Source organism: Acidiferrobacteraceae bacterium (assembly GCA_037388825.1).
Lineage (GTDB): Bacteria > Pseudomonadota > Gammaproteobacteria > Acidiferrobacterales > JAJDNE01 > JARRJV01.
The window spans coordinates 530-23,845 of the sequence record JARRJV010000030.1; the positions used below are offsets into that span (position 1 = coordinate 530).

Genomic DNA, 23,316 nt, shown 5'->3' on the forward strand with positions numbered 1-23,316 from the left:
TCTGGCGTTGCAGTGGTGCGATGCGGCAACGGCGTTTGCGGAGATCGCGCGCGTGTTGCGACCCGGTGGCCGTTTCCTGTTCTCCACGTTCGGCCCGGACACGCTCAAGGAGTTGCGCGCGGCGTGGGCAAGTGTGAACAGTGAGACCCATGTGCATGGTTTTGTCGACATGCATGAACTGGGCGATCTGCTCCTGGGGCAGGGGTTTGTGAATCCGGTGATGGACATGGAGGTCCTGACCATGACCTATCCTGATGTGGACGGACTGATGGCGGATCTTCGCGGGATCGGCGCACACAATCTCGCCATGCCGCGAAGCGCCGGCCTGACGGGCAAGCACGCGTTTGCCAGGTTCCGCAGCGCCTACGAGGACTTGGCTGTAGACGGAAGAATTCCTGCGACCTATGAAGTGGTCTTTGGCTTTGGCCGCGCACCGACGGAGCAACAGCTTCCCGCGGGCCAAGTTGCGATCACGATTCCGATCAGTGAAATCCGCCGGGGTTCGTCGTGAACGTGTCCGTCTTCGTAACCGGGACCGACACCGGTGTGGGCAAGACCCTGGTGAGTGCCGCACTGATTGCGGCACTGCGCCGCCGGGACATCGGCGCAGTTGGCATGAAACCCGTAGCCAGTGGTTGTACGCCAACACCGGATGGCCTTCGCAATGAAGACGCCGAGCAGTTGCGCGCGGCCGCTGGTGGAACACCGGACTACGAACGGGTCAATCCGTACGCGTTTGCGCCCGCGATCGCGCCCCACCTCGCGGCCCACGACGCAGGCATACGAATCCAGCTCGAATCGATTCTTGATTCCTTTGAATCCCTGCGCAGGGAGTTCGGAACGGTGGTGGTGGAAGGAGTTGGTGGTTGGCGGGTTCCGTTGGGACATGTTCTCACCACGGAGCACCTGGCCAAGGCCCTGGGTTTGCCCGTGGTGATGGTCGTTGGCCTGAGACTCGGTTGTCTCAATCATGCCTTGCTGACGGCCGAGGCGGTGACCACGGCCGGCCTGAGACTCGCGGGTTGGGTCGCAAACGGGATTGATTCGCAGATGGATCGCATCGATGACAATGTCGACACCTTGCGTAGACATTTGTCGACGCCTCTACTCGGTTTTATTCCCTACCGCGGTGGTACGAATTACGGTGACGTTGCGGATATGCTGGACCTGTCGTATCTGTTGGATGGATAAGCGGGACGCAAGTATCCATTAGGTACTTTTATTGAGAAAAATTTGTGTTAGCAATTGGCAGCGTCGGCGTTAGGGTGTCCGATATCTAGTTGCAGGTGCGGGGACCCTATGATACTTTGCCGGCGCGAAAAAACTGATCTAAGGCAAAGAAAAAGCCAAAAACCTCGTTCCGGGGTAAGCAATCGGGGAACGGGAATCGTGGGCAGAACAAGACCGGGTCAGTAATCCAGCCGCAAACAACGGACCGCACGGAGTAGCGACCACAGCGCGCCGCGTAGCGGGCACTTGTGTGCTGGAAAACACTAGTGAGGATTTTGCTGCGGACCCTGGGGTTCGGGCAACAGTTTCAAAGCAAAGCAACAACTATCGTTTCCGACGGGAGCACAGCATGTTCATGAGTCGTTCAAGACCTGCCACGGGGATCGGATCCCGCCTGATTGCAGGCATCTCCTTCCTTCTCTTTTCCGGTATTGCATCTGCCGACTACGCGCTGAATTTCCAGACGCCGGTTACCCCGATTGCTGAATCCGTGCTGAAATTGCACAACATGATCATGACGATCTGTTTTGTGATTTTCGTGCTTGTTTTCGGCGTGATGTTCTACTCCATCGCGGTGCACCGCAAGAGCCGGGGGCACAAGGCTTCCAAGTTCGACGACAATCCCAAGCTGGAAGTGTTGTGGACCATCATCCCGTTCCTGATTCTGATCGGCCTGGCCATCCCGTCCACCGCGACCCTCATCAAGATGGACGACACCAGCAACTCGGATCTGACCGTCAAGATCACCGGCCACCAGTGGAAGTGGGAATATGAATATCCGGAACAGGGAATCGACTTCATCAGCGCCCTGTCCACGCCCCGCGATCAAATCGAAAACAAGGCCAAGAAAGACAAGAACTATCTGCTGGAAGTTGACAATCCCCTGGTCATTCCTGTCAACAAGAAGGTTCGTTTCGTCATTACGTCCGGTGATGTGATTCATTCTTGGTGGGTCCCCGCCCTTGGACAGAAGAAGGACGCCATTCCAGGGTATATCAACGAAATCTGGACCAGGGTTGAAAAGCCGGGCACCTACCGCGGTCAGTGTGCCGAGCTGTGCGGCAAGGACCATGGCTTTATGCCTATCGTCGTCAAGGCCGTCAGCGAGGACGAATTCAACAAGTGGGCCAACCAGCAGAAGGGCAAGATGGTGGCGCAGGCCGCAGCGGTCGGGAAGACCTGGACCAAGGCCGACCTGATGAAGAACGGCGAAAAGGTCTATCAAAAGAACTGCGCCGCATGCCACCAGGCCAACGGCCTGGGTGTCCCGGGAGTGTTCCCGCCGATCGCCACCGGTCATCCGTTCTCCGCTTCCGACGCAATGGTTAAAGACCTGACCGAGCGCGGTTTCTACAAGGATGGGAAGATCGCCGAAGGCACAGTGGACCAACACATCGATATCGTGGTCAATGGAATTCCGGGTACTGCAATGGCTGCCTTCGGCAAGCAACTTGGAGCGGCGGACATCGCATCCGTGATCACGTTCGAACGTAACTCGTTTGGCAATAGTACCGGCGACGTGATTCAGCCCTCGCAGGTCAAGGCCCACCAGCGTTAAGAAGCATCAGCTTAAGGAGATCAAGAAATGGCTACTGAACACCACGATCATCCGAAGGGTCTTATGCGTTGGCTGACGACGACCAACCATAAGGACATCGGAACCCTGTACCTGATCTTTGCCTTCGTCATGGCACTGATCGGCGGCACCATGTCCCTGCTCATCCGGGCGGAGCTGTTCGAGCCCGGCATGCAGATTCTGCAGCCCAATACCTTCAACGAGATGACCACGCTCCATGCGCTCATCATGATCTTCGGCTTTGTCATGCCGGCCTTCACTGGCCTGGCCAACTGGCAGATCCCGCTGATGCTGGGCGCACCCGATATGGCGCTGCCGCGCATGAATAACTGGAGCTTCTGGATTCTGCCGTTTGCGGCAACCCTGCTGATCCTGTCCATGTTTGCGCCGGGTGGGGGGCCTGCCGCCGGCTGGACCCTGTATCCGCCGCTTTCGGTGCAGCAGGGAATGGGTGTGGACTTCACGATCCTGTCCATTCACCTTCTGGGTATCTCCTCGATTCTCGGCTCGATCAATATCATCGCAACCATTTTGAACATGCGCGCGCCGGGGCTGACCCTGATGAAGATGCCCATGTTCGTGTGGGGCTGGTTCATCACCGCGTTCCTGCTGATTGCCTCCCTGCCGGTGCTGGCGGGTGCGGTGACCATGCTGCTGACCGACCGTCACTTCGGTACGCATTTCTTCAACGCCGCCGGTGGCGGTGACCCGGTTCTGTTCCAGCACGTATTCTGGTTCTTCGGGCACCCCGAGGTGTACATTCTGGTGCTGCCGGCCTTCGGTGTGTTCTCGGTAATCATCCCGACCTTCGCGCGCAAGCCGATATTCGGCTACACCTCCATGGTGTTCGCCATGGCGACCATTGCCTTCCTGTCGTTCATCGTGTGGGCGCACCACATGTACACGGTGGGTATGCCCATGGCCGGCGAGCTGTTCTTCATGTATTCCACCATGCTGATCGCGGTCCCGACGGGCGTGAAGGTGTTCAACTGGGTCTCCACCATGTGGCGTGGTTCCATGACCTTCGAGACCCCGATGCTGTGGGCGATCGGTGGCGTGTTCGTGTTCACCATTGGCGGACTATCGGGCCTGATGCTGTCCATCACCCCGGCAGACTTCCAGTACCACGACACCTATTTCGTGGTGGCGCATTTCCACTATGTGATCATCGGTGGTTCGGTGTTCGGCCTGTTCGGCGCCATCTACTACTGGCTGCCGAAGTGGACCGGCCACATGTACAAGGAAGGCCTGGGCAAGCTGCACTTCTGGCTGACCATGATTGGATTCAATATGACTTTCTTCCCGCAGCACTTCCTGGGTCTGGCCGGTATGCCGCGCCGTATCCCGGACTATGCGCTGCAGTTCACCGGGTTCAACCAGATCTCGTCGATCGCTGCGTTCTGCACCATCGCCGCGCAGTTGATCTTCTTCTATCTTGCATTCAAGGCAATCAAGGGTGGCGAGAAGGCGACGGACCAGGTCTGGGAAGGCGCGGAAGGCCTGGAATGGACGGTTCCGTCCCCGGCGCCGTACCACACCTTTGAAACCGCTCCGGCAATCAAGTAGGAAAGAATCCCTTCCGGGCAACGGAGACGTCGCCCGGAAGGATGGAAAGTATGGGTAGTACCGAAGACCAGGAAACGGCACGGCAACGGAAGGGCATCATCATTACGGTCGTGGTGCTCGCGGCGATTGTCCTGGCCCTGTTCGTTTCTGCCTTCTTCGTCGTGAAATGACGAAAGGCGGGGACAGAAAGGCGGGCAGCCGCCGGACGGCGATCTGGCTGTCCCTCGTGGTCCTGGGGATGTTGGGCTTTGGTTATGCGATGGTGCCGCTGTACGGTGTCCTTTGTCACGTCACCGGCATCAATGGCAAGACGCGGATCGGTAGCGTTGCCGACGCAAAGCTCGATCCCAGTCGTTCGCTGACGGTGGAATTCGTGAGCAGCGTTGGAAAAGGCCTGGCCTGGGAGTTCCGGCCAATGCAGACGAGCATGGTCGTGCATCCAGGGGAGATCGTGGAGGTGAAGTACGTCGCACGAAACCTCTCCGATGTGGCCGTCGTAGCAAGGGCCATACCGAGCGTTTCCCCGAATCGGGCCGCCGGGCACTTTCGGAACATCAGCAGCTTCAGTTTTTCGGAACAGGTGCTGCGGCCCGGGGAGGAAAAGGAACTGCCGGTACGGTTTTACATCGATTCCCGGGTTCCCAGGGAAGTGAATCGGGTAACGTTGTCGTATGCGTTCTTTCCCTTGAACGAGGGGGCGACAACCGCGAAGAAGGCTGAAACGAGCCCGGAATTGAAGCAACTTTGAAAATTGACAAAAAAGAGGATTAAGCAATGACCGCGAAAGGTAGCTATTACTTGCCTGAGCCCAGTCCGTGGCCGATCATCACATCGTCCGGGCTGTTTCTGCTGGCGCTGGGTCTGATTCTCACTATCAACAGCGTCGGGACGGGCCACTGGATCCTGCTGGCCGGTGCCGCAGTGGTGATCTACATGGTGATCGGGGAGAGCGAGGCCGGTACCTACAACAGCCAGGTCGACATGTCGTTCCGCCTGGGCATGGGTTGGTTCATCTTCTCCGAGGTCATGTTCTTCGCCGCCTTCTTCGGCGCGCTGTTCTATGTGCGCAACTTCTCGACCGACTGGCTGGCATCCGGCCCCGCGCACGACTTCCTGTGGCAGAACTACCACGGTGGCTGGCCCACTGCGGGTCCTGAGGGGCTTACGCCCGTCACCGGTCACGAGGCCATGCATGGGGAGAACGAGTTCACGCCCATGGCGGCCTGGGGGATTCCCTTTATCAATACCCTGATCCTCCTGACCTCGGGCGCGACTGTGACGTGGGCGCATTGGGGTCTGAAGAAGGACAACCGTGCGCAGCTGATCACGGGTCTGTTCCTTACTGTTGCCCTGGGCCTCACCTTCCTTTCGCTGCAGGCGTTTGAATACATTCACGCCTACACTGAACTGAACCTGAAGCTGACGACAGGTGTCTATGGGTCGACCTTCTTCATGCTGACAGGCTTCCACGGTCTGCACGTGACCCTGGGTTCCATCATGCTGATGACCATCCTGGGTCGCTCGGTGAAGGGTCACTTCACTCCCGAGCACCACTTCGGCTTCGAGGCCGTCGCCTGGTACTGGCACTTTGTGGACGTGGTCTGGCTGGGACTGTTCATCTTCGTGTACTGGCTGTAGTCGCCAGGCGCACGAAGGAAGCGAAGGCGCCGTCGAATCCTCGCGGCGCCTTTGTTCTTTCCGGGGTTTCTGAGAAAGGATTCCTAGTGAACGATGCGCAGGCCGGTCTGCGGCAGAATGTGGAAGTAGAAGCCGGCACCGAGTAGCAGGAATAGCGAAATCGAAAGCACGACGCGCAGGGTGAGCGCCTTGACCATGCGCGTGCTGTCGGCATTGCCATGATCCTTGAACAGGAACAGCAGGGCGGAGAACAGGCTGCCAAGAATGGTTAACAGAACGAGGATAACGAGTACTTTGACCAGGATGACCATGACGGGCCTCTCTACAATGCGGACTCGCATTATACCTGCACCGGGAGCGCCCGTCAGGGGATCGTTCCAGTACTGATGACCAGACGTCGCTTTCGCCCGAGACTGGTTCCCACGGTCAGTTTCCTGATCGTTCTGCCGACGCTGATCGGTCTTGGGGTGTGGCAACTGCACCGGGCGGCGGAAAAGCGTCAATTGCAGGATCTGTACGACGCCCGTACCCAGGGACCGCCCGTAGCCATTGGCGGTCAGATTCAGGCCGCGGACGACTTGCGCTATCACCGCGTGAGTTTTCGCGGTACGTACGAGCCCGAGTACACGATTCTGATCGACAACCGGGTTCACGAAGGGCGCGCCGGCTATCACGTGGTGACCCCGGTGCGGATCGCCGGGACGAAGACGCGAATCCTGGTAAATCGGGGCTGGGTGCCAGTGGGTGGCGATCGCAGTCGATTGCCGGATACGACCCCGCCAGCGGGCACGCAGTCGTTTGTCGGTGTCGCCACTGTACCGCTGAAACACGTATTTCAGCTCAGTGCGCCACCACCGCTAGGGAAGACCTGGCAGCCGGTGTGGCAGCACCTGCAGATCGATCGATACGCCAGGGCGGTGCCATTTGCGATCCAGCCGGTCGTTGTATTGCTGGATCCCGAAAGTCCCGCGGGCGGCTATGTCCGTCACTGGAACCGCCTGAATGCAGGCATCGCCATGCATGAGGGCTATGCCTTCCAGTGGTTTTCCATGGCCCTGGCCCTGGCGGCGCTTTACCTGTTCGTGAATTTCCGTCGCGTCGACATCCGGGGCGAAGACGAAGATGACAGCCAGAATCTCGAGGCCTGAGTAGAAGAAAGATGCAAGACCAGACAACGAAGAACCGGATCATTCTGCTGACGATCTTTGGCATCGCCATGATCCCGCTGCTTGTCGCTATTGGCATGAAGGTTACGGGCTGGCGGCCGGCGCATACGACCAATTACGGGCAGTTGATCCAGCCGGCAAAGCCCCTGGCGGACGTGGGACTGGAGCGGCGGACCGGCAAACCCATTCGACTCCAGGATCTGCGCCGTCGCTGGCTGCTCGTGACCTTCAGCAAGGGGGCCTGTATCGGCGCCTGTGCGAAGAGCATTTACAAGATGCGCCAGGTCCATGTTGCCCAGGGCAAGTACCAGAAACGGGTGCAGCGCATGCTGGTGGTACTGCCGAAAGGACCGAAGCCGGATTTTGGGCCCATGGTGAAGGCGTACCCGGACATGATCGTGGTGACCGGTCCGGTTTCGGACGAGCAGGCCCTGGGCAAGCAATTGCAGATCCCGGGCGGTACCGCCCTGGACCAGGAGGGGTGGATCTTCGTGGTCGACCCTATCGGCAACTACATGATGCGATATCCCCCGGATGCCGACCCCGTCGGGATTCGCAAGGATCTGGCCCGCCTGCTGCGGGTTTCCCAGGTGGGATAGGGAGCGGGAAAATGAATTTCTGGTATAGTGCGGCGGCTCAGGCCGGAGGTGGCAGGTGAAAGTACAGAATCAATCGCTGGAAACGGCGCAATCGGGCCGTCCGTTGCGGGAATGGGTCCGTGAGTATTATGAACTCGGCAAGCCACGAGTGGTGGCCCTGATCGTATTCACCGCCATCGTCGGCATGTTTCTCGCCGTACCCGGATTCGTTTCCCTGAAGGCGCTGATCTTCGGGACCATCGGAATCGGTCTGGCCGCCGCGTCCGCCGCCGGCTTCAACCAGATCCTCGACCGCCGCGCCGACGCCATGATGGCGCGCACGCGGGCCCGTCCCCTGCCCACGGGCCAGCTGACCACGCGCCAGGCCACGACGTACTCCGCCATCATCGGCGTCGTGTCCATGTTCGTTCTTTATTATCTGGTGAACCCGCTGACGGCCGCGCTGACCTTCCTGTCGCTGATCGGCTATTCGGTGATCTATACGCTTTATCTCAAGCGCGCGACCCCGCAGAACATCGTCATCGGCGGCGCTGCCGGTGCTGCACCTCCGGTCCTCGGCTGGGCCGCAGCCACCGGCCACGTTACGCCTGACGCGCTGTTGTTGTTCCTGATCATCTTTGTGTGGACGCCTCCCCATTTCTGGGCTCTGGCCCTTTATCGTCGAGAGGAATACGCCGAGGTCGAACTGCCCATGCTGCCCCTGACCCACGGTGAACAGATCACGCGCCTGCACATTCTGATGTACACGATTGCCCTGACCGCAGTTACGTTCATGCCCTTCGCCAGCCACATGAGCGGAACGCTCTACATCGTTGGTGCCGTGGTGCTTGACGTCATTTTCCTGCGCTATGCCTGGCGGCTGTACCGGAACTACAGCGATGCCCTGGCGCGCCGCACCTTCATCTACTCGATCCAGTATCTGGCGATGCTGTTCGCGCTGCTGCTCATCGATCACTATGGGCGTGCCATCGTAGAGGCCATGCAATCGGCCCTGATCTGATCGCGTAGCAGCTGTCGTCGCCGGCAGTTCCACCCCACCAGGGAAGGTTGCATGAACACTGTCAGGGCGCAGAAAGCGAAACGAAAGGATCGACCTGGGCGAAGATTGGCAATCTGCCGATTTCCGGTCGTCGCCCCGAGGCCATTTCCTCCCTACGCATTCCCGATTTCAAGGGCTTTCTGCGCATGCGCATCGACAAGGACGGGCTTGCCATCTGCCCGATCGGGATCCGCGCCGTCACGCGGGGCTGGCCCCGGCGCTGATTGGCAAGCCCATACACGTATCCAAGGCGGCCGCGAAGCGCTGCCCGGGAAGGAGGATTCGTGGCAAGAGGTAGAGACATCAGCCGCTTCGGCTGGATGATTGTGGGCGCGATCCTGGTCTGGGACGGCGCGGACGCCATGTGGACGCGGGAGATATACGGTCGCATACACGTCCCCGGTGATCCACCCATTCTCCAGGGCTGGCCGGTGGCGGCGATTGGGCTGGTCGAATTGATTGTCGGTGCGGCTCTGTTGTACAGAATGTGGCGAAGTTCCCAGTAATCCGGGCAGGAGAGTTGCCGATTCCCGCCAACACAAGAGGTGAGAGATAGCAGTCATGTGGGACGAACGATATAGCGATGAGGAATACGTCTACGGGACGGAGCCCAACGATTTTCTGGTGGAACACTACAAGCGCATCCCCAAGGGCCGGGTGCTGTGTCTGGCCGACGGCGAGGGGCGCAACTCGGTGTTCCTGGCAGAGCAGGGCTACGAGGTCACGGCGGTTGATTCGTCTTCCGTTGGTCTGGAGAAAGGCAAGAAGCTCGCAGCGGAGCGAGGTGTCAAGGTGGAGTACATCCATGCCGATCTCGCCGGGTTCGACATCGAGGCGAACCACTGGCAGGGCGTGGTTTCCATCTTCGCCCACATCCCGCCGGATGCGCGCAAGCGAATTCATCGCCAGGTGGTTGAAGGTCTCGTTCCGGGCGGTGTGCTGATCCTCGAGGCCTATACGCCGAAACAATTGGAGTACGGTACCGGCGGCCCCAAGGTGGCGGAGATGACCATGGACCTCGGACGCCTGGAGCCGGAACTGATCGGCCTTCACTTCGAGCGCGCCGAGGAATTCGACCGCGACGTGGTTGAAGGCAAGTATCACACTGGCCTCGGCGCCGTGGTGCAGGTGATCGCGGTCAAGCCGGGCGAATGAGAAGATTCGCTAACGACCGAATGCAGACATGATCCAGACCAGATAATCGCCATGGCCAGCGAAGAGAATGATTCCGGTATGACGGTGAACGAGCGCTTGTATGCCGCTGGTCTTCTGGATGCTTTCTACAGGGCCGCCAACAAAAGGGATAAGGACGAGATGATCGCCCTACTGATGTCAATCGATTTCGAAAGGTATCAAGCGGAAAAGGCTGCCGAGAGCATCATCAACAATCCGGCGTTCACCGAATCGTGAACATGGGTCCGCTTCCGCCGGAAGTGGACAACCGGGCCTGAATCAACTGGATTGACTCCGTCTGGCGGGAGATTACCCGCACTTTCGGCCCCAATCTTGCTTGTATCCTTCCACAGACGCGAGTTGTCGCAAATGGAACAGGAGGATGCATGCCCCTATACGACTTTCAGTGTTCGAGCTGCGATTACCAGTTTGAGTCACTGGTGCGCGGCACGGACGTCCCACAGTGCCCCAAATGTGGGTCAACGACGGTCAAGAAACTCGTCTCCCTGCCCGCAGCGCAGGGAAAAACGAAAGACATCATCGCGGGCGCGCGCCGGCAGGCGGCCCGCGAGGGACACTTCAGCCACTATGCGCCATCGGAGCGGCCGCGGCGCAAGTGACCGGCCGTCCGGTTCGCGGCTCTCATGAACGGACTGTCGCATTCGCGACAAGACACGACACTGCGTGAATATCTCAATCCGGGTCTGGTTCGAGAGAAGACCGATATGTCGGTATGGCGATAAGAAGCCGACACCGACCCCGGAAACCAAAATGCTTTTCGGTCGCACACGGGACTCTCGGTCGGAACCTGGAACCAATGAAAGACCACCCTCGAGCTGGGGCGCGCATGCGCTAGAACGATTCAGTCTGATCGTCTAGACTTTCTCGAAATACAGTGCAATCAGAGCAGAGACAAGATTCCTGTGGGTATGGGTCTGAATGGCCCAGCATTCCAGCGGTCACGAAAGGGGGCTTCGGCATGCGTACATCCAGGCGGTTTGCTCCACTGAAAAACGCCGGGCGATTTTCGCTCGCAGCCATGCTTACGCTGGCGATTGCTGCTTCCCTCCCTGCAGATATCGAGAATCCTGTCGGGGACCACGCGAAAATGTTTGTTTTAACGCTACTCGGCATAAGCGATGCCTGGGCCGGCAACAATGACTGCAGCAATCCCGACGCCAACGGCGACTGTGGCACTCCTACTACCGGCGTAGAGGCCAGTGGAACTGTCCTGAACTGCACCAACAACAACCCCGATCCCAGGTGCAAGAACCCCAAGAAGCTCAACAACCCCGGGGGCAGCAGCGGTAGTGATAGCACCGCCAGCAGCGGTGGTAGTAGCGGGACCGGTAGTAGTGATAGCGCCGCCAGCAGCGGCAGCAGCGCGACACTGACCACCATGAGTTTCTGCGCCTCCGGCCACAGCAACGGTCCCGGGCGCCAGGTCAAAATCATGCGAAATGGCAGAGTTTTTGTCACCAAGGTACGATGCAAGTAGTTGTTGGCATCAAACCGTCGGTGGATGCAGGGCTATGGATGATTCTTGCCAGGACTCGGGGAAGGGGAGGCCGTTGCAGCCGGGCTTCACGCTTGTCGAGCTTGCGATAGTCGTTGCGATCATTGCTGTGCTTGCGGCGATCGCGATCCCCAGCTATTTGAACTATGTCCTCGATACCCGAATAGCCGCAGAGACGGACAATTTCCTCAGTATCCTCACGCAGGCACGAGGCGAAGCAATGGAATCCGGCAAGCCAGTGTCCATATGTCCCAGTACCGATGGCGCAACCTGCAACAGCACCAGGTGGGGAGACGGCTGGATTGTGTTCACCGATGGCGATACGCCCGGCAAGATAGACGGCGATGACTACGTTGTCCGCAAAGGCCAGCCCATTGATGACAAGATCGATCTGACAATCGATAGCGGCGGCGCTGCCTACATACGTTTTCTGCCGAATGAACTTCGGTTTTCCCGGTAGGGTGATTACCGACGGGAACGGGGCCAGGGTTGCGGCCAATATAATGCCCCTCGCGACGCGAAGCGGACACGGGCCCGGGAAACAAAAAAGGCTCCCATCGGGAGCCTTTTGAATTCCGCCTGATTGCAGGGTCAGGCGGAGAGCACGTCCTTCATGGTTCCGAGCGCCTTCTTCTCGATCTGGCGGATACGCTCCGCGGATACGCCATATTCCTCGGCGAGATCGTGCAGGGTCGGCTTGTTCTCTTCCGTCAGCCAGCGCCGCGCGATGATGTCGCGGCTGCGGTCGTCGAGTTTTGCCAGGGCGGTCTGCAACTGCTCGCGCTGGTTGATCTCTTCGTCCTCGTTGACGGCCAGGGTCTCCGGATTGAAGCGCAGATCCTGCAAGGTTGCCGACGGGGCCAGGTAGGCGCTCTCGTCGCTGTCGTCATTGCCGGCATCGAAGGCCACGTCGCCGCCGCCCATGCGCATCTCCATCTCGGTAACGATCTCCGGCGCCACGTCCAGGTTGCTGGCGAGCTTGTCGGTTTCGTCCTGCGTCATCCAGCCCAGGCGGCTGCGCGCCTTGCGCAGGTTGAAGAACAGCTTGCGCTGGGCCTTGGTGGTGGCGATCTTGACGATGCGCCAGTTGCGCAGGATGTAATCGAAGATCTCGGCGCGGATCCAGTGGACCGCGAACGACACCAGGCGAACGCCACGGCTCGGGTCGAAGGCCTTGACCGCCTTCATCAGGCCGATATTGCCTTCCTGGATCAGGTCGGCTTCCGGCAGCCCATAGCCCTTCAGGCCGCGGGCGACACGAACCACGTAGCGCAGGTGCGATAGCACCAGCTGGCGTGCAGCCTCCAGGTCATCCTGCTCGTGGTAGCGGCGCGCAAGGCTGCGCTCCTCTTCCGCGCTCAGGATCGGAAAGCTGTTGACGGTCTGGATATACGTTGCCAGGCCGGCATCGGTATTCAGGTTTACTGTCAGGGGCAACATCTGCTTCGACATTGACTTCCTCCCGCTATATTAGCGAACACTTATACTACCATCCGCTATATCTGAGTACCAATTGTATCAGAAGTTCCTCATCGACCTCTTTTGAGGGAAAAATACGGGTTTTTCAAGGGGATTTCCCTGATCTGGGGCAAAAAACCGGGTGTCCTTCAGCGCGGCGCGATATCCCCCAGATGCCGCCCCACGGCGACGCGGGAGCCGGCCCAGCCCAGCAGCAGGCCGATGCCCAGAATCAGGGTGCCGTTGGACCAGCCGGGGCCCTGCAGGGAGAAATCGCTGCCGTACAGCCGTGCCAGGTCCCCGATGGGGCCATCCAGGGTCCACAGACCCGCCTGGATCAGGAGCAGGGCACCGAGGGCGCCCAGGAGGCCCTGGAGGGCCCCGGAATAGAGGAAGGGACGGCGGATGAAGGCGTCGGTGCCGCCGATGAGCTTGATCACCTCGATCTCCTCCCGCCGGCTCAGAACCGCCAGGCGGATGGTGTTGCCCACGATCAGCAGCACTGCCGCCGACAGCAGGATGCCCAACAGGCTGGCCACGCGCCGGGCGATGGCCAGCATGGTGTGCAGGCGCTGGACCCATTGCAGGTCCAGCTGCACCAGGTCCACCGCGGATTCAGCCTTCAGATCGTTTAATAGATTCTGCAGGGGTGCATCGACGGATGCGGAGGTCTTGGGGCGAACAATGAGAACGCCCGGCAAAGGGTTGTTGCGCAGTTCCGTGATCGCGCCGCCCAGGCCCGACAATCGGCGAAATTCATCCAGCGCCTTGTCGGGCGACAGGTAGTCCACAGTTGCCACGGTCTTGCGCTTGCGATATTTGTCCGCCAGCGCCTTGGCCCGGGACTCGCTCACGTTCTTCTTCAGAAACACCGAGATGTGGGCCGCGCTATCCCAGCCGTCGGACACGCGTTTGACGTTACCCACCAGCAGGTACAGGCCGGTGGGCATGGCGAGTGCGACTGCGATCACGGCAACAGTCATCAGGGTCGCGAACGGCGTGCGCGCCAGCTGGCCGAGGGTGTAGAAGAATACCTGCAGGTGGCGCAAGGCCCAGTTGCGGATCATTGCAACTCGCCCCCCTGGGCCGTGTCGTATACGAGCTCACCCGCGCGCAGGCCCAGCACACGTTGTCGCAGGCGTGCAACCTGGCGCAGGTCGTGGGTGGCGACCAGGATCGTGGTTCCGTGATCGTTGAAGTCCAGCAGCAGGTCCATGATCTCGGTGGACAACTCGTCGTCCAGGTTGCCCGTGGGCTCATCGGCGATGAGCAGTTCGGGCCGGTTGACGATGGCGCGGGCGATGCCCACCCGTTGCTGCTCGCCGCCGGAAAGGGTGATGGGCATGGCCCGTTCCTTTTTCAGCAGGTTCACCTTGTCCAGGGCCGCGCGCACGCGCCGGCCGAGATCGCCACTGGGGGCACCGGCCACCACCAGAGGCAGGGCGACATTGTCGAAGACCGTGCGGTCCATCAGCAGGCGGTTGTTCTGAAACACGATGCCGATCTCGCGGCGATAGTAGGGCAGGCGCCAGCGACCGACCTTGGCGGTGTTCTTGTCATTGACGACAACGACGCCGCGGCTTGGGCGCTCGATCAGGGCAATGAGCTTGAGCAGGGTGCTCTTGCCAGCGCCGGAATGGCCGGTGAGAAACGCCATCTCGCCGCGCTGCAGTTCGAAATCGATGACGCGTAGCGCATCGTAGCCGCCGGGATAGCGCTTGCTGACCTTGTCGAACAGAATCATGTTTCGTTCGCGGGCAACAGGGCGTCGACAAATTCATCGGCGTTGAAGGTGCGCAGGTCTTCTTCGCTTTCGCCAACCCCGATGAAACGGATCGGGTGACCACCCTGGTGGGCAATCGCGACGAGAATACCGCCACGCGCGGTTCCGTCGAGCTTGGTGAGCGCAACACCACTGACCTGTACCGCCTCGTCGAAGTGTTTTAGTTGTGACAAGGCGTTTTGTCCTGTGGCGGCATCCAGCACCAGCAGCACCTCCTGCGGTGCTTCGGGCTCCAGGCGCTCCAGTACGCGCTTCACTTTCTTCAGTTCGTCCATCAGCCCGGCATGGGTGTGTTGGCGGCCGGCGGTATCGACGATGAGTACGTCGATGTCCCGTGCCCGGGCCGCTTCCAGTGCATCATGGGCCACGGCGGCGGCATCCGCTCCGGTACCCTGGGCAATGACCGGTATCCCCAGCCGCTGTCCCCATTGCTGCAGTTGCTCCACGGCGGCGGCACGGAAGGTATCGCTCGCGGCCAGCATCACGCGTTGCCCGTCGGCCTGCAGCCGATGGGCGAGCTTGCCGCAGGTAGTGGTCTTGCCCACGCCGTTTACACCAACCACCATGATAACGTAGGGTCTGGATCCACCGGTGACGGCCAATGGTTCTGCATGGGCAACAAGTTGTTCACGCAGGGATCGTCGCAGCAATTCCAGAATCGGCACGTCGCGCCCGTCGGCCCGGCGCGCCCGTTCGGCGATGTCATTGATCAGGGCCTGGGTCGTTTCCAGTCCGACATCGGAACTTAACAGGACGGTTTCGATCTCATCGATGAGTTCGTCATCCAGTCGCGTCTTGCCGCCGAGCAGGTCACCCAGTCCGCGGCCCAGGCGCTGGCGCGTTTTAACAAGACGTTCACCCAGGCGGCCGAAAAAACGGCCCCCTGCGGGTGCAGCGGATTCGGAGTTGTTCGATTGGGACACGGCTATGACAGCTTCTTCATGGGTACGTTATCCTATCATTTCGACATGGGCGGATTAAGGTAATGCGACGTCAGTTCCCGGTATTCCTCGCGATCGTTCTCGCGGCGATTGCTCTTTCCGGCTGCAGCCGGACCCACGAAACCACTCTCGCCAACGGCATGCGGATCATCGTTCAGGAGGACCACCGGTCACCGGTAGTGGTCAGCCAGGTCTGGTACAAGGTCGGCGGCATCGATGAACCCAAGGGGATTACGGGTATTTCCCACGTGCTCGAACACATGATGTTCAAGGGGACGAAGAAGCATCCCGCCGGCGAGTTCTCGCGCATCATCGCCGAAAACGGCGGCCGCGAAAATGCCTTTACCAGCCGGGACTACACGGTCTATTTCCAGACCCTGGAGAAATCGCGCTTGCCTATCGCCTTCGAGCTGGAAGCGGATCGGATGCAGAATCTGACCCTGGACCCCAAGGAATTCAAGAAGGAATTGCAGGTGGTCATGGAAGAGCGACGCATGCGTACCGAAGACTCACCGGCAGGGCGCCTGTACGAAGGGTTTAGTGCGGCGGCGTTCCATGTGCACCCCTACGGCAATCCCATCATCGGCTGGTCCGAAGACCTCAAGCACCTCACCGTGGACAAGGTGCGAGACTGGTACAAACGGTTCTACGCCCCCAACAATGCGACGCTCGTTGTCGTGGGCGATGTGAAGCCGAAAGAGGTTATCGAACTGGCGCGCAAGTATTTTGGTCCGGTGCCTCGGCACAAGATCAATCGCACGATACCGCCGCCGGAGCCGCCACAGAAGGAAACACGACACGTTGAGGTGTCGGTTCCGGCCAAGGTCCCGCAAATCATGATCGGATTTCATACGCCGGTACTGGGCAAGACCAAGAAGCCCTGGGAGCCCTATGCCCTGGACGTGCTGAGCGGACTTCTCAGCGGGGGCAAGAGTGCGCGACTGCCCCAGGAACTGGTGCGGCGGCAACGGGTTGCCGTGGCGGCCGATTCCGGATACGACGATATCGCCCGTGCACCGGATCTGTTCACCCTGAGCGCCACTCCGGCCAATGGTCATACGGTAAAGGACGTGCAGCAGGCCCTGTTGCAACAGATCGAGCGCATCAAGGACGACCCGATCACGAAACAGGAAATGGATCGGGTCAAGGCCCAGGTGACCGCTTCCGATGTGTACCAGCGCGACTCCATGTTTTACCAGGCACTGGAGATCGGCATGCTGGCAACCACGGGACTGGACTGGCGGCTGATCGATTCCTATGCCAACCAGATCAATTCAGTGACGCCCGAACAGGTCAGGGAAGTGGCAAAGCGCTACCTCGTTCCGAAGAACATGACCGTGGCTGTGCTCAAGCCCTTGCCACTGAAGGGGCCTGCACCGCGACCCATGATGCCGGGGGGTTCCGATGTCATTCGCTAGACTTGTTTTCGTTCTGCTTCTGTTGGCACCCGCCGTCGGCCGGGCCAATCCAGACATCCAGCACTGGAAACTGAAGAACGGCGTTCGGGTACTGTTTGTGGAAAGCCACGAACTTCCCATGGTCCGCGTCCGCGTCATCTTCGACGCCGGCAGCGCCCGCGATGAGCCGGGCAAGGAAGGACAGGCCCTTTTGACCAATCATCTGTTGTCCGACGGCACCGCCACCCTCGATGAGGATGCGGTCGCGCAAAGATTTGACAGTCTCGGTGCCGACCTGTCCACAAATGTGGACCGTGACATGGCCACCATCGGGTTGCGTAGCCTGTCGAAGAAGGAACTTCTTTCCCCGGCCCTTGAGACCTTGCGCCAGTTGCTGATGGCGCCGGCCTTTCCTGCCGGCGGGCTGGAGCGGGAACGCGGACGCATGCTGGTGGGGTTCGCACAAAGGGCACAGTCTCCGGACAGTGTTGCGAACCGGGCATTCTTTCATGCGCTCTATGGCAACCACCCCTATGCCCATCGCACCGTTGGCACGCCAGAGTCGGTCCGCGGCATCAAGCGCGAGGACCTGGAAAACTTCTACAAGCGCTACTACGTAGGCGGCAACGCCCTGTTGGTGATGGTCGGAGATTTGAAAAAGAGCGAGGCCCAGCGGATTGCGCGTACGCTGGTCGGTTCCCTGCCCAAGGGAGAGCGCGCGCCCAAGCTGCCTCCGGTCCCGGATCTGAAAAAGGCCGTCACGCGGGACATCGTTTTCCCGTCGACCCAGACCCATGTCCTGGTGGGAGCGCCCGGCGTGTACCGCGGCGATCCGGACTATTTTCCGCTCTATGTCGGTAACTACATCCTCGGCGGCGGCGGCCTGGTGTCGCGTCTGTCGACGGAGGTTCGCGAAAAACGGGGTCTGTCCTACAGCGTGTACAGCTACTTCTATCCGCTGCGGGTCAAGGGCCCGTTCGTGGCCGGCCTGGAGACCCGTACCAAACAGCGACTGAACGCCCTGCGGGTCTTGCGCGAGACCATGGCGCGGTTCATCGAAAAAGGACCGACGGAAGAGGAATTGGTGGCGGCAAAACGCCATATCACCGGAGGTTTTCCCCTGCGCATCGATACCAGCGGCAAGGTTGCCGATTACCTGTCGGTCATCGGGTTCTATCGACTTCCGCTCGACTATCTGGATGAGTTCAATCGCCGGGTAGAGGCGGTCACGGTGAAGCAGATTGCCGACGCCTTCCGCCGGCGCCTCGATCCCAAGCGCATGGTCACGGTCACCGTTGGCGCCAAAGGGTAGGGGGAAGGCCACGCCCCGGGGTTCCTGGCCCGGGCAACTGCGCATCATCGGCGGACAATGGCGCGGCCGGCGCCTGGACGTGCTCCACAGCGAAGGCCTGCGCCCGACCCCCGATCGGGTGCGTGAGACCGTTTTCAACTGGTTGCAGGCCTGGGTGCCCGGGGCCGACTGCCTGGACCTGTTCGCCGGCAGCGGTGCCCTGTGCCTGGAGGCCCTCTCCCGCGGGGCCCGCAGCGCGGTGATGGTGGAACGGGCCCATCCGGTGGCGGAGCAGCTGCGGCGGAACATCGCGACGCTTGGGGCGGAAATGGCGCAAATCGTCGAAACCGGGGCCGAGGCTTACCTCGGCGGACCGGTCCGAAGCTTCGACATCGTGTTTGTGGATCCTCCCTTTGCCCGGCCGGAACTGGTGGGTCAGTGCCTGGAAGTCCTGGCCCGCGACGGCTGGGTCCGCCCCGGCGGCTGGGTATACGTGGAGGCGGCGTCCAGCGCCGGTGCGCCGGAACTGCCTCCCGGCTGGACCCTGCACCGTAGCAAGACCGCGGGTCAGGTGGGGTATCATCTGATCCGAACCCCGGACCCGGAAGGCCCATGAAAATCACAGCACTTTATCCCGGTACCTTCGATCCCCTGACCCACGGTCACACCGATCTCGTGCGCCGGGCGTGCAAGCTGTTCGACCAGGTGATCGTGGCGGTAGCCGCCCGTCCCAAGAAGGCGCCTCTTTTCAGCCTGGAAGAGCGGGTGGCCATGGCCTCGGAGGTGCTGGCCGAATTCGAGCCCGTGCGGGTCATTGGGTTCGACACCCTGCTGGTCGATTGCGTGCGCCGGGAGGGCGCAAACGTTATACTCCGCGGCCTTCGCGCGGTCTCGGATTTCGAGTACGAGTTCCAGATGGCGGGGATGAACCGCAAGCTCGCCCCGGACATCGAAACCGTATTCATGACCCCGGCCGACCAGGTCACCCTGATTTCGGCCTCCCTGGTGAAGGAAATCGCCTCCTTGGGGGGTGCGGTATCGGAATTCGTCGATCCGCGGGTGGAGGCTGCGCTGAAGACCCGATTCAGCTAGAATCTATTCCCGAGTGATTTGATAAGGTATTACCGATGTCCCTGCTGATTACCGACGAATGCATCAACTGCGATGTATGCGAACCCGAATGCCCGAATAACGCCATCAGCCAGGGCGACGAGATCTACGAGATCGATCCGAACCTGTGCACCGAGTGCGTCGGTCATTTCCCCGAGTCCCAGTGTGTTGCCGTGTGCCCGGTGGACTGCATCATCCTCGATCCGGACCATCAGGAAACCGAGGAACAACTGCGCGAAAAATACGAACGCCTGACCGCCACCGCCAGCTAGTCGAGCGGCGACGGTACGGGTGCAACCTGTAGCCCCTTTCAGCCCCATGAAATCGATCCGACTGCTCGTTCTGTTGATTTCTGCCCTGGCCGTGCCGGCGTGGGCCGGCGTCAGCCATCCGCCCGGTGCCGCCATCGCCAGCGCCCATCCCCTGGCTACCCGTGCCGGGGAGGAAATCCTGAAGCAGGGCGGAAACGCCTTCGATGCTGCCGTCGCCATCTCCGCCGCCCTGGCCGTCGTGGAGCCCCAGAGTTCGGGCCTCGGGGGCGGCGGGTTCTGGTTGTTGCATCGGGCGCGGGATGGTTACAACACCATGGTCGATGGACGGGAGAAGGCCCCGGGCGCAGCCAGCCGGGACATGTATCTGGATACCTTGGGCAAACCCATTCCGGGAAAATCCCTTGATGGGCCGCTGGCGGCCGGCATCCCGGGAGAGCCTGCAGCCCTGGTGCATCTCAATCGCCACTACGGACGCCTCAGCCTGGCCAAGGACCTGGCGCCGGCCATTCGCCTGGCGCGCGAAGGATTTGCCGTGACCAAGCGCTACCGTTTGCTGGCGAAGTATCGGCGTCCGGTCCTCAACCAATACCCGGCCGCGGCAAAGTCCTTTCTCGACCAGGGAGAAGTGCCTGCCCTGGGTTATCGCATCCGTCAGCCCGATCTGGCCAGGACCCTGGAGATCCTGGCGCAAAAAGGTCGGGCGGGATTCTATGACGGACCGATCGCGAGCAAGCTGGTCAAGGGCGTACGCGCCGCGGGCGGCATCTGGACGCGCAAGGACCTGCGGTCCTATCGCGTTGTCGAACGCAAGCCGGTGCGTGGCCGCTACCACAACGTGCGGATCATCAGTGCTGCGCTGCCGTCTTCGGGCGGTGTGGTGTTGAACGAGGCCCTAGGAATTCTTCAGGCCTATCCGCTCAAGTGCGCCGCGCCGGTGGAACGCAAGCACCTGATCATCGAGGCAATGCGTCGTGCCTATCGGGATCGAGCGCGCTATCTCGGCGATTCTGATTTCGTGAAGGTCGATGTGGCCCACCTGCTCAATCCCGCCTACTGGGCCGAGCTTCGAAAGACGATCCATACCCGCGCCACCCCCAGCAAGGAACTCGATTCGGAGGCCGCCCGCCCGCTGGGCAAGGACACCACCCATTTTTCAGTCATCGATCGCGAGGGCAATCGGGTGTCCGCCACCCTGAGCGTCAATACGCCGTTCGGCAGCGCCTTTGTCGCGCCGGGCACCGGAGTGGCGCTGAACAACGAAATGGATGATTTTTCGGAGAAGCCCGGACAGCCCAACGTCTACGGTCTGGTCGGGGCGGAAGCGAATGCCATCGCCCCGGGCAAGCGGCCGCTATCCAGCATGACGCCGACCTTCCTCGAAACGAAGGATGCCGTGGTGGCCCTGGGCACGCCCGGCGGCAGCCGCATCATTTCCATGGTTCTGCTGGCCACCCTTGAATTTGCCGAGGGCCGCGGAACCGTGGCCGACTGGGTTGCCCTGCCGCGCTACCACCATCAATACCTGCCGGATGTAGTGACCTACGAACCCGGTGCGTTCACGGCGGCGGAACTGACAGAACTGAAGAAGCGGGGCTATGAACTGAAGGAGCTCCGGCCCTACGGAAACATGCAGGCGGTGATGTGGGACAAGCGCAACAAGCGCATGTCCGCCGCCAGCGATCCCCGTGGCGAGGGCCTGGCCTGGGTGCAGTAAAGGGGATAAGGACGATCAGTCGCCGTGCATTTCGCGGGTCAGTTCCCCGCCTTCGGGTTCCAGCAGTCCCAGGATTCCGTCCACGAGGTCGTTGAAGCCCTTTTCCTGTTCTCTGACCTTGCGCCGCGTCTCTTCCAGTTCCTCGATCCGTTCCTGCAGGGTGTCGCTCGCCTGATGGATGCGTTTGATGGATTCCAGGCGCCGGCGCAGCTGAACCTGATGCTCCCGCACCTGGGCCTCCATGGGTGACATGATGTTCTTCAGCCAGTTGTCGGCATCGCGGTTCGCCATCTTGAAGATCGCCCGAATCTTGGCGACCGTGGATTCGTAGAATCGTTTGGTCACCACCCGCTGCTCGGTCATGACCAGGGACAGGCCGCCGAGAAACTGTTCGTGCTTGGTTTCGAGACGCTTGATCTCGCGGATGTAGCGCGTGACCGAGAAACTGCTGGGCTTGATATTGGACAGCCCGTACTCCGCCTGGAACTTGCTGTACACACCCTCCATCAGCGACTTGATTTCCTTGGCCTGCTTCGCCACTTCCTCCATGGTTTCGCTTGAGGTGGTGAAAAATCCCTTCATGCAGCCGCGCAGGCCGGCGGTGGTCATGCTGATCTCCATGTCGCGCTTGGTCTGGGCGATCAGGTTGTCCAGTTTCTTCAGGTTCAGGTGGGCATACAGCACGTTGGTCTGCTGCGAGAAGATGCTGCGTGTCGCCTGGAACCGTTGCAGGCTTTTTTCGAACACGTCCTTGTCGGAACGGACCTTGGTCATCATGTGACCGATCACATCCTTGTTCTTGCCGTTTAGTCCGGTCAGTTCATTCATGTGTTCGTACACGCCACGCAGGCGCTGCGCGATCACGGCGCGGGTCGATCTGACCACCTCGTTCATGTCGTCGCGGATGTTGGTGCGGACGATCTCCTGTTTGGCCGGGATCAGTTCCCGCCCCAGGGCATCCTCCAGTTCGCGCAGGCGGCTGCGCTCGAGCACCGACTCGTCGCCCTTGACCTTGCCGTACAGACCCTTCTGTGCCGAGACCGGATAGATGTTGGCTTCCGGGATATGCAGATGCTTGGCCGTGTCCTTGATCTGGCGTGTGATTTCCTTGTCGACCTCCTTGCGGTCGCGCAACTCGTCCCACAGGCCGTCGATCTTGTTCAGGACCACCAGCCGCCCCTTGCTCGAACCGCCTTTCTGGCTGCCGATGTGATCATGCCAGACGTCGATGTCCGACTTGGTCACGCCGGCATCAGCGGCAAGGATGAACAGCACCGCGTGGGCCCCGGGCAGCATATTGAGGGTGAGTTCAGGCTCGGCACCCAGGGCATTGAGCCCTGGCGTATCCAGGATGACCAGGCCCTTGTCCAGCAGCGGGTGCGGGAAATTAATGATCGCATGGCGCCAACGGGGGATTTCGACCTTGCCGTCGTCCGCGATCTGCATACCCTGTTCGCTGTCGTCCTCGGCCACGTGGAAGCCGAGTTCCCGTGCCTCATCGCGGGAGACATGCTTGGTCTCGGCGATGTGTTTGAGTGCATCGGCCATGCGCGGCGCCGATTTCGGATCCAGGTTGACCACCGTCCATTCATCCGGGAACCCCTTGTACTCGGCGATGGTGGTTCCGGACTTGCGGGTCTCGATCGGAAGCAGGCGCAGGGAGGGCTGGACCTTGCGCTCGAACTGCAACTCGGTGGGGCACATGGTGGTTCGCCCGGCGGCCGAGGGCAGGATGCGTTGGCGCAGCCCGGCGAAGAAGATCGCGTTGATCAGTTCGGATTTGCCGCGGGAGAATTCTGCCACGAAGGCGACATACAGCTTGTCGTCCTGCAGGGTGGCAAGGACCT

General features: G+C 60.6%; 28 protein-coding genes and 1 pseudogene. 23 read left to right on the forward strand and 6 right to left on the reverse strand.

Annotation, left to right across the window (positions count from 1 at the left end; translation table 11 throughout):
• From P8X48_07280 to P8X48_07305, 6 genes are all read left to right on the forward strand, one after another.
• Window positions 1–511: hypothetical protein (locus P8X48_07280; GenBank protein ID MEJ2107114.1), on the forward strand; the 511-nt coding region annotated here is incomplete at its 5' end.
• A complete protein-coding gene (gene bioD, locus P8X48_07285; GenBank protein ID MEJ2107115.1) occupies window positions 508–1,191 on the forward strand; it encodes a dethiobiotin synthase in 684 nt (227 codons plus the stop codon). The genes P8X48_07280 and bioD, both read left to right, overlap by 4 nt.
• 394 nt (window positions 1,192–1,585) lie before the next feature.
• Window positions 1,586–2,788: a cytochrome c oxidase subunit II gene (gene coxB / locus P8X48_07290; GenBank protein MEJ2107116.1), complete on the forward strand. Its 1,203-nt coding sequence runs from the start codon at window positions 1,586–1,588 to the stop codon at window positions 2,786–2,788.
• A 27-nt stretch (window positions 2,789–2,815) separates the two neighbouring features.
• Window positions 2,816–4,372, forward strand: a complete 1,557-nt coding sequence (ctaD, locus tag P8X48_07295; protein ID MEJ2107117.1) for a cytochrome c oxidase subunit I — start codon at window positions 2,816–2,818, stop codon at window positions 4,370–4,372.
• 166 nt (window positions 4,373–4,538) lie between these two features.
• Window positions 4,539–5,120 (forward strand): cytochrome c oxidase assembly protein, encoded by a 582-nt coding sequence (locus P8X48_07300; GenBank protein ID MEJ2107118.1) that lies wholly within the window; start codon window positions 4,539–4,541, stop codon window positions 5,118–5,120.
• A gap of 26 nt (window positions 5,121–5,146) precedes the next feature.
• Window positions 5,147–6,010: a cytochrome c oxidase subunit 3 gene (locus P8X48_07305; GenBank protein ID MEJ2107119.1), complete on the forward strand. Its 864-nt coding sequence runs from the start codon at window positions 5,147–5,149 to the stop codon at window positions 6,008–6,010.
• 83 nt (window positions 6,011–6,093) lie between these two features.
• Here P8X48_07305 and P8X48_07310 read toward each other — a convergent pair whose 3' ends face one another.
• Window positions 6,094–6,351, reverse strand: a complete 258-nt coding sequence (locus tag P8X48_07310) for a twin transmembrane helix small protein (GenBank protein ID MEJ2107120.1) — start codon at window positions 6,349–6,351, stop codon at window positions 6,094–6,096.
• 45 nt (window positions 6,352–6,396) lie between these two features.
• Here P8X48_07310 and P8X48_07315 point away from each other — a divergent pair, with 45 nt between their 5' ends.
• The 11 genes and pseudogenes from P8X48_07315 (at window position 6,397) to P8X48_07365 (ending at window position 11,963) form a co-directional block, all read left to right on the forward strand.
• Window positions 6,397–7,158 carry an SURF1 family protein gene (locus P8X48_07315; GenBank protein MEJ2107121.1) on the forward strand — a complete coding sequence of 254 codons (762 nt, stop codon included), beginning with the start codon at window positions 6,397–6,399 and terminating at the stop codon, window positions 7,156–7,158.
• Between the two features lie 11 nt (window positions 7,159–7,169).
• Entirely contained in the window at window positions 7,170–7,775 is a 606-nt protein-coding gene (locus tag P8X48_07320) for a hypothetical protein (protein MEJ2107122.1), read from the forward strand.
• Between the two features lie 55 nt (window positions 7,776–7,830).
• On the forward strand, window positions 7,831–8,775 hold the full coding sequence (cyoE, locus tag P8X48_07325) for a heme o synthase (protein ID MEJ2107123.1): 945 nt from the start codon (window positions 7,831–7,833) through the stop codon (window positions 8,773–8,775).
• 47 nt (window positions 8,776–8,822) lie between these two features.
• Window positions 8,823–9,038, forward strand: a complete 216-nt coding sequence (locus P8X48_07330; GenBank protein ID MEJ2107124.1) for a hypothetical protein — start codon at window positions 8,823–8,825, stop codon at window positions 9,036–9,038.
• A gap of 60 nt (window positions 9,039–9,098) precedes the next feature.
• Window positions 9,099–9,320, forward strand: coding sequence for a hypothetical protein (locus P8X48_07335; GenBank protein MEJ2107125.1), 222 nt, complete (start codon window positions 9,099–9,101; stop codon window positions 9,318–9,320).
• A gap of 55 nt (window positions 9,321–9,375) precedes the next feature.
• Window positions 9,376–9,969: a class I SAM-dependent methyltransferase gene (locus P8X48_07340; protein MEJ2107126.1), complete on the forward strand. Its 594-nt coding sequence runs from the start codon at window positions 9,376–9,378 to the stop codon at window positions 9,967–9,969.
• Window positions 9,970–10,020: 51 nt separating this feature from the next.
• Complete coding sequence (locus tag P8X48_07345) at window positions 10,021–10,224, forward strand: hypothetical protein (GenBank protein MEJ2107127.1); 204 nt, start codon at window positions 10,021–10,023, stop codon at window positions 10,222–10,224.
• 149 nt (window positions 10,225–10,373) lie between these two features.
• A complete protein-coding gene (locus P8X48_07350) occupies window positions 10,374–10,607 on the forward strand; it encodes a zinc ribbon domain-containing protein (GenBank protein MEJ2107128.1) in 234 nt (77 codons plus the stop codon).
• Between the two features lie 359 nt (window positions 10,608–10,966).
• A complete protein-coding gene (locus tag P8X48_07355; GenBank protein ID MEJ2107129.1) occupies window positions 10,967–11,485 on the forward strand; it encodes a hypothetical protein in 519 nt (172 codons plus the stop codon).
• A gap of 34 nt (window positions 11,486–11,519) precedes the next feature.
• A pseudogene (locus tag P8X48_07360) lies at window positions 11,520–11,684 on the forward strand (prepilin-type N-terminal cleavage/methylation domain-containing protein).
• A complete protein-coding gene (locus P8X48_07365) occupies window positions 11,667–11,963 on the forward strand; it encodes a GspH/FimT family protein (protein ID MEJ2107130.1) in 297 nt (98 codons plus the stop codon). Before P8X48_07360 ends, P8X48_07365 begins: the two are co-directional and overlap by 18 nt.
• Before the next feature lie 131 nt (window positions 11,964–12,094).
• Here P8X48_07365 and rpoH read toward each other — a convergent pair whose 3' ends face one another.
• From rpoH to ftsY, 4 genes are all read right to left on the reverse strand, one after another.
• Window positions 12,095–12,955 (reverse strand): RNA polymerase sigma factor RpoH, encoded by an 861-nt coding sequence (gene rpoH, locus P8X48_07370; GenBank protein ID MEJ2107131.1) that lies wholly within the window; start codon window positions 12,953–12,955, stop codon window positions 12,095–12,097.
• Between the two features lie 155 nt (window positions 12,956–13,110).
• Window positions 13,111–14,028 carry a permease-like cell division protein FtsX gene (ftsX, locus tag P8X48_07375; GenBank protein MEJ2107132.1) on the reverse strand — a complete coding sequence of 306 codons (918 nt, stop codon included), beginning with the start codon at window positions 14,026–14,028 and terminating at the stop codon, window positions 13,111–13,113.
• Window positions 14,025–14,705, reverse strand: coding sequence for a cell division ATP-binding protein FtsE (gene ftsE / locus P8X48_07380; GenBank protein ID MEJ2107133.1), 681 nt, complete (start codon window positions 14,703–14,705; stop codon window positions 14,025–14,027). The genes ftsX and ftsE overlap by 4 nt, the downstream gene beginning before the upstream one ends.
• Window positions 14,702–15,667 (reverse strand): signal recognition particle-docking protein FtsY, encoded by a 966-nt coding sequence (gene ftsY, locus P8X48_07385; protein MEJ2107134.1) that lies wholly within the window; start codon window positions 15,665–15,667, stop codon window positions 14,702–14,704. Before ftsY ends, ftsE begins: the two co-directional genes overlap by 4 nt.
• A gap of 62 nt (window positions 15,668–15,729) precedes the next feature.
• Here ftsY and P8X48_07390 point away from each other — a divergent pair, with 62 nt between their 5' ends.
• The 6 genes from P8X48_07390 to ggt are packed head-to-tail and all read left to right on the forward strand — an operon-like array spanning window position 15,730 to window position 21,469.
• Window positions 15,730–17,103, forward strand: a complete 1,374-nt coding sequence (locus P8X48_07390) for a pitrilysin family protein (GenBank protein ID MEJ2107135.1) — start codon at window positions 15,730–15,732, stop codon at window positions 17,101–17,103.
• Complete coding sequence (locus P8X48_07395) at window positions 17,090–18,394, forward strand: pitrilysin family protein (GenBank protein ID MEJ2107136.1); 1,305 nt, start codon at window positions 17,090–17,092, stop codon at window positions 18,392–18,394. Before P8X48_07390 ends, P8X48_07395 begins: the two co-directional genes overlap by 14 nt.
• Window positions 18,378–18,989 (forward strand): 16S rRNA (guanine(966)-N(2))-methyltransferase RsmD, encoded by a 612-nt coding sequence (gene rsmD, locus P8X48_07400; protein MEJ2107137.1) that lies wholly within the window; start codon window positions 18,378–18,380, stop codon window positions 18,987–18,989. The genes P8X48_07395 and rsmD overlap by 17 nt, the downstream gene beginning before the upstream one ends.
• Window positions 18,986–19,465, forward strand: a complete 480-nt coding sequence (gene coaD / locus P8X48_07405; GenBank protein ID MEJ2107138.1) for a pantetheine-phosphate adenylyltransferase — start codon at window positions 18,986–18,988, stop codon at window positions 19,463–19,465. The genes rsmD and coaD overlap by 4 nt, the downstream gene beginning before the upstream one ends.
• Before the next feature lie 35 nt (window positions 19,466–19,500).
• Window positions 19,501–19,755, forward strand: a complete 255-nt coding sequence (locus P8X48_07410) for a YfhL family 4Fe-4S dicluster ferredoxin (GenBank protein MEJ2107139.1) — start codon at window positions 19,501–19,503, stop codon at window positions 19,753–19,755.
• Window positions 19,756–19,801: 46 nt separating this feature from the next.
• Window positions 19,802–21,469 carry a gamma-glutamyltransferase gene (gene ggt / locus P8X48_07415; GenBank protein MEJ2107140.1) on the forward strand — a complete coding sequence of 556 codons (1,668 nt, stop codon included), beginning with the start codon at window positions 19,802–19,804 and terminating at the stop codon, window positions 21,467–21,469.
• A 15-nt stretch (window positions 21,470–21,484) separates the two neighbouring features.
• Here ggt and P8X48_07420 read toward each other — a convergent pair.
• A partial coding sequence (locus P8X48_07420) for a dynamin family protein (protein MEJ2107141.1) occupies window positions 21,485–23,316 on the reverse strand: 1,832 nt, incomplete at its 5' end.

Excerpts from the sequence above, each read along its gene's own strand:
- ftsX (MEJ2107132.1), bottom strand. The coding sequence starts at position 14,028 with ATGATCCGCAACTGGGCCTTGCGCCACCTGCAGGTATTCTTCTACACC.
- P8X48_07300 (MEJ2107118.1), top strand. The coding sequence starts at position 4,539 with ATGACGAAAGGCGGGGACAGAAAGGCGGGCAGCCGCCGGACGGCGATC.
- P8X48_07345 (MEJ2107127.1), top strand. The coding sequence starts at position 10,021 with ATGGCCAGCGAAGAGAATGATTCCGGTATGACGGTGAACGAGCGCTTG.
- P8X48_07350 (MEJ2107128.1), top strand. The coding sequence starts at position 10,374 with ATGCCCCTATACGACTTTCAGTGTTCGAGCTGCGATTACCAGTTTGAG.
- P8X48_07320 (MEJ2107122.1), top strand. The coding sequence starts at position 7,170 with ATGCAAGACCAGACAACGAAGAACCGGATCATTCTGCTGACGATCTTT.
- P8X48_07310 (MEJ2107120.1), bottom strand. The coding sequence starts at position 6,351 with ATGCGAGTCCGCATTGTAGAGAGGCCCGTCATGGTCATCCTGGTCAAA.
- P8X48_07395 (MEJ2107136.1), top strand. The coding sequence starts at position 17,090 with ATGTCATTCGCTAGACTTGTTTTCGTTCTGCTTCTGTTGGCACCCGCC.
- P8X48_07390 (MEJ2107135.1), top strand. The coding sequence starts at position 15,730 with ATGCGACGTCAGTTCCCGGTATTCCTCGCGATCGTTCTCGCGGCGATT.
- rpoH (MEJ2107131.1), bottom strand. The coding sequence starts at position 12,955 with ATGTCGAAGCAGATGTTGCCCCTGACAGTAAACCTGAATACCGATGCC.
- coaD (MEJ2107138.1), top strand. The coding sequence starts at position 18,986 with ATGAAAATCACAGCACTTTATCCCGGTACCTTCGATCCCCTGACCCAC.
- P8X48_07305 (MEJ2107119.1), top strand. The coding sequence starts at position 5,147 with ATGACCGCGAAAGGTAGCTATTACTTGCCTGAGCCCAGTCCGTGGCCG.
- P8X48_07410 (MEJ2107139.1), top strand. The coding sequence starts at position 19,501 with ATGTCCCTGCTGATTACCGACGAATGCATCAACTGCGATGTATGCGAA.
- ctaD (MEJ2107117.1), top strand. The coding sequence starts at position 2,816 with ATGGCTACTGAACACCACGATCATCCGAAGGGTCTTATGCGTTGGCTG.
- P8X48_07340 (MEJ2107126.1), top strand. The coding sequence starts at position 9,376 with ATGTGGGACGAACGATATAGCGATGAGGAATACGTCTACGGGACGGAG.
- ggt (MEJ2107140.1), top strand. The coding sequence starts at position 19,802 with ATGAAATCGATCCGACTGCTCGTTCTGTTGATTTCTGCCCTGGCCGTG.
- ftsE (MEJ2107133.1), bottom strand. The coding sequence starts at position 14,705 with ATGATTCTGTTCGACAAGGTCAGCAAGCGCTATCCCGGCGGCTACGAT.
- P8X48_07355 (MEJ2107129.1), top strand. The coding sequence starts at position 10,967 with ATGCGTACATCCAGGCGGTTTGCTCCACTGAAAAACGCCGGGCGATTT.
- coxB (MEJ2107116.1), top strand. The coding sequence starts at position 1,586 with ATGAGTCGTTCAAGACCTGCCACGGGGATCGGATCCCGCCTGATTGCA.
- P8X48_07315 (MEJ2107121.1), top strand. The coding sequence starts at position 6,397 with ATGACCAGACGTCGCTTTCGCCCGAGACTGGTTCCCACGGTCAGTTTC.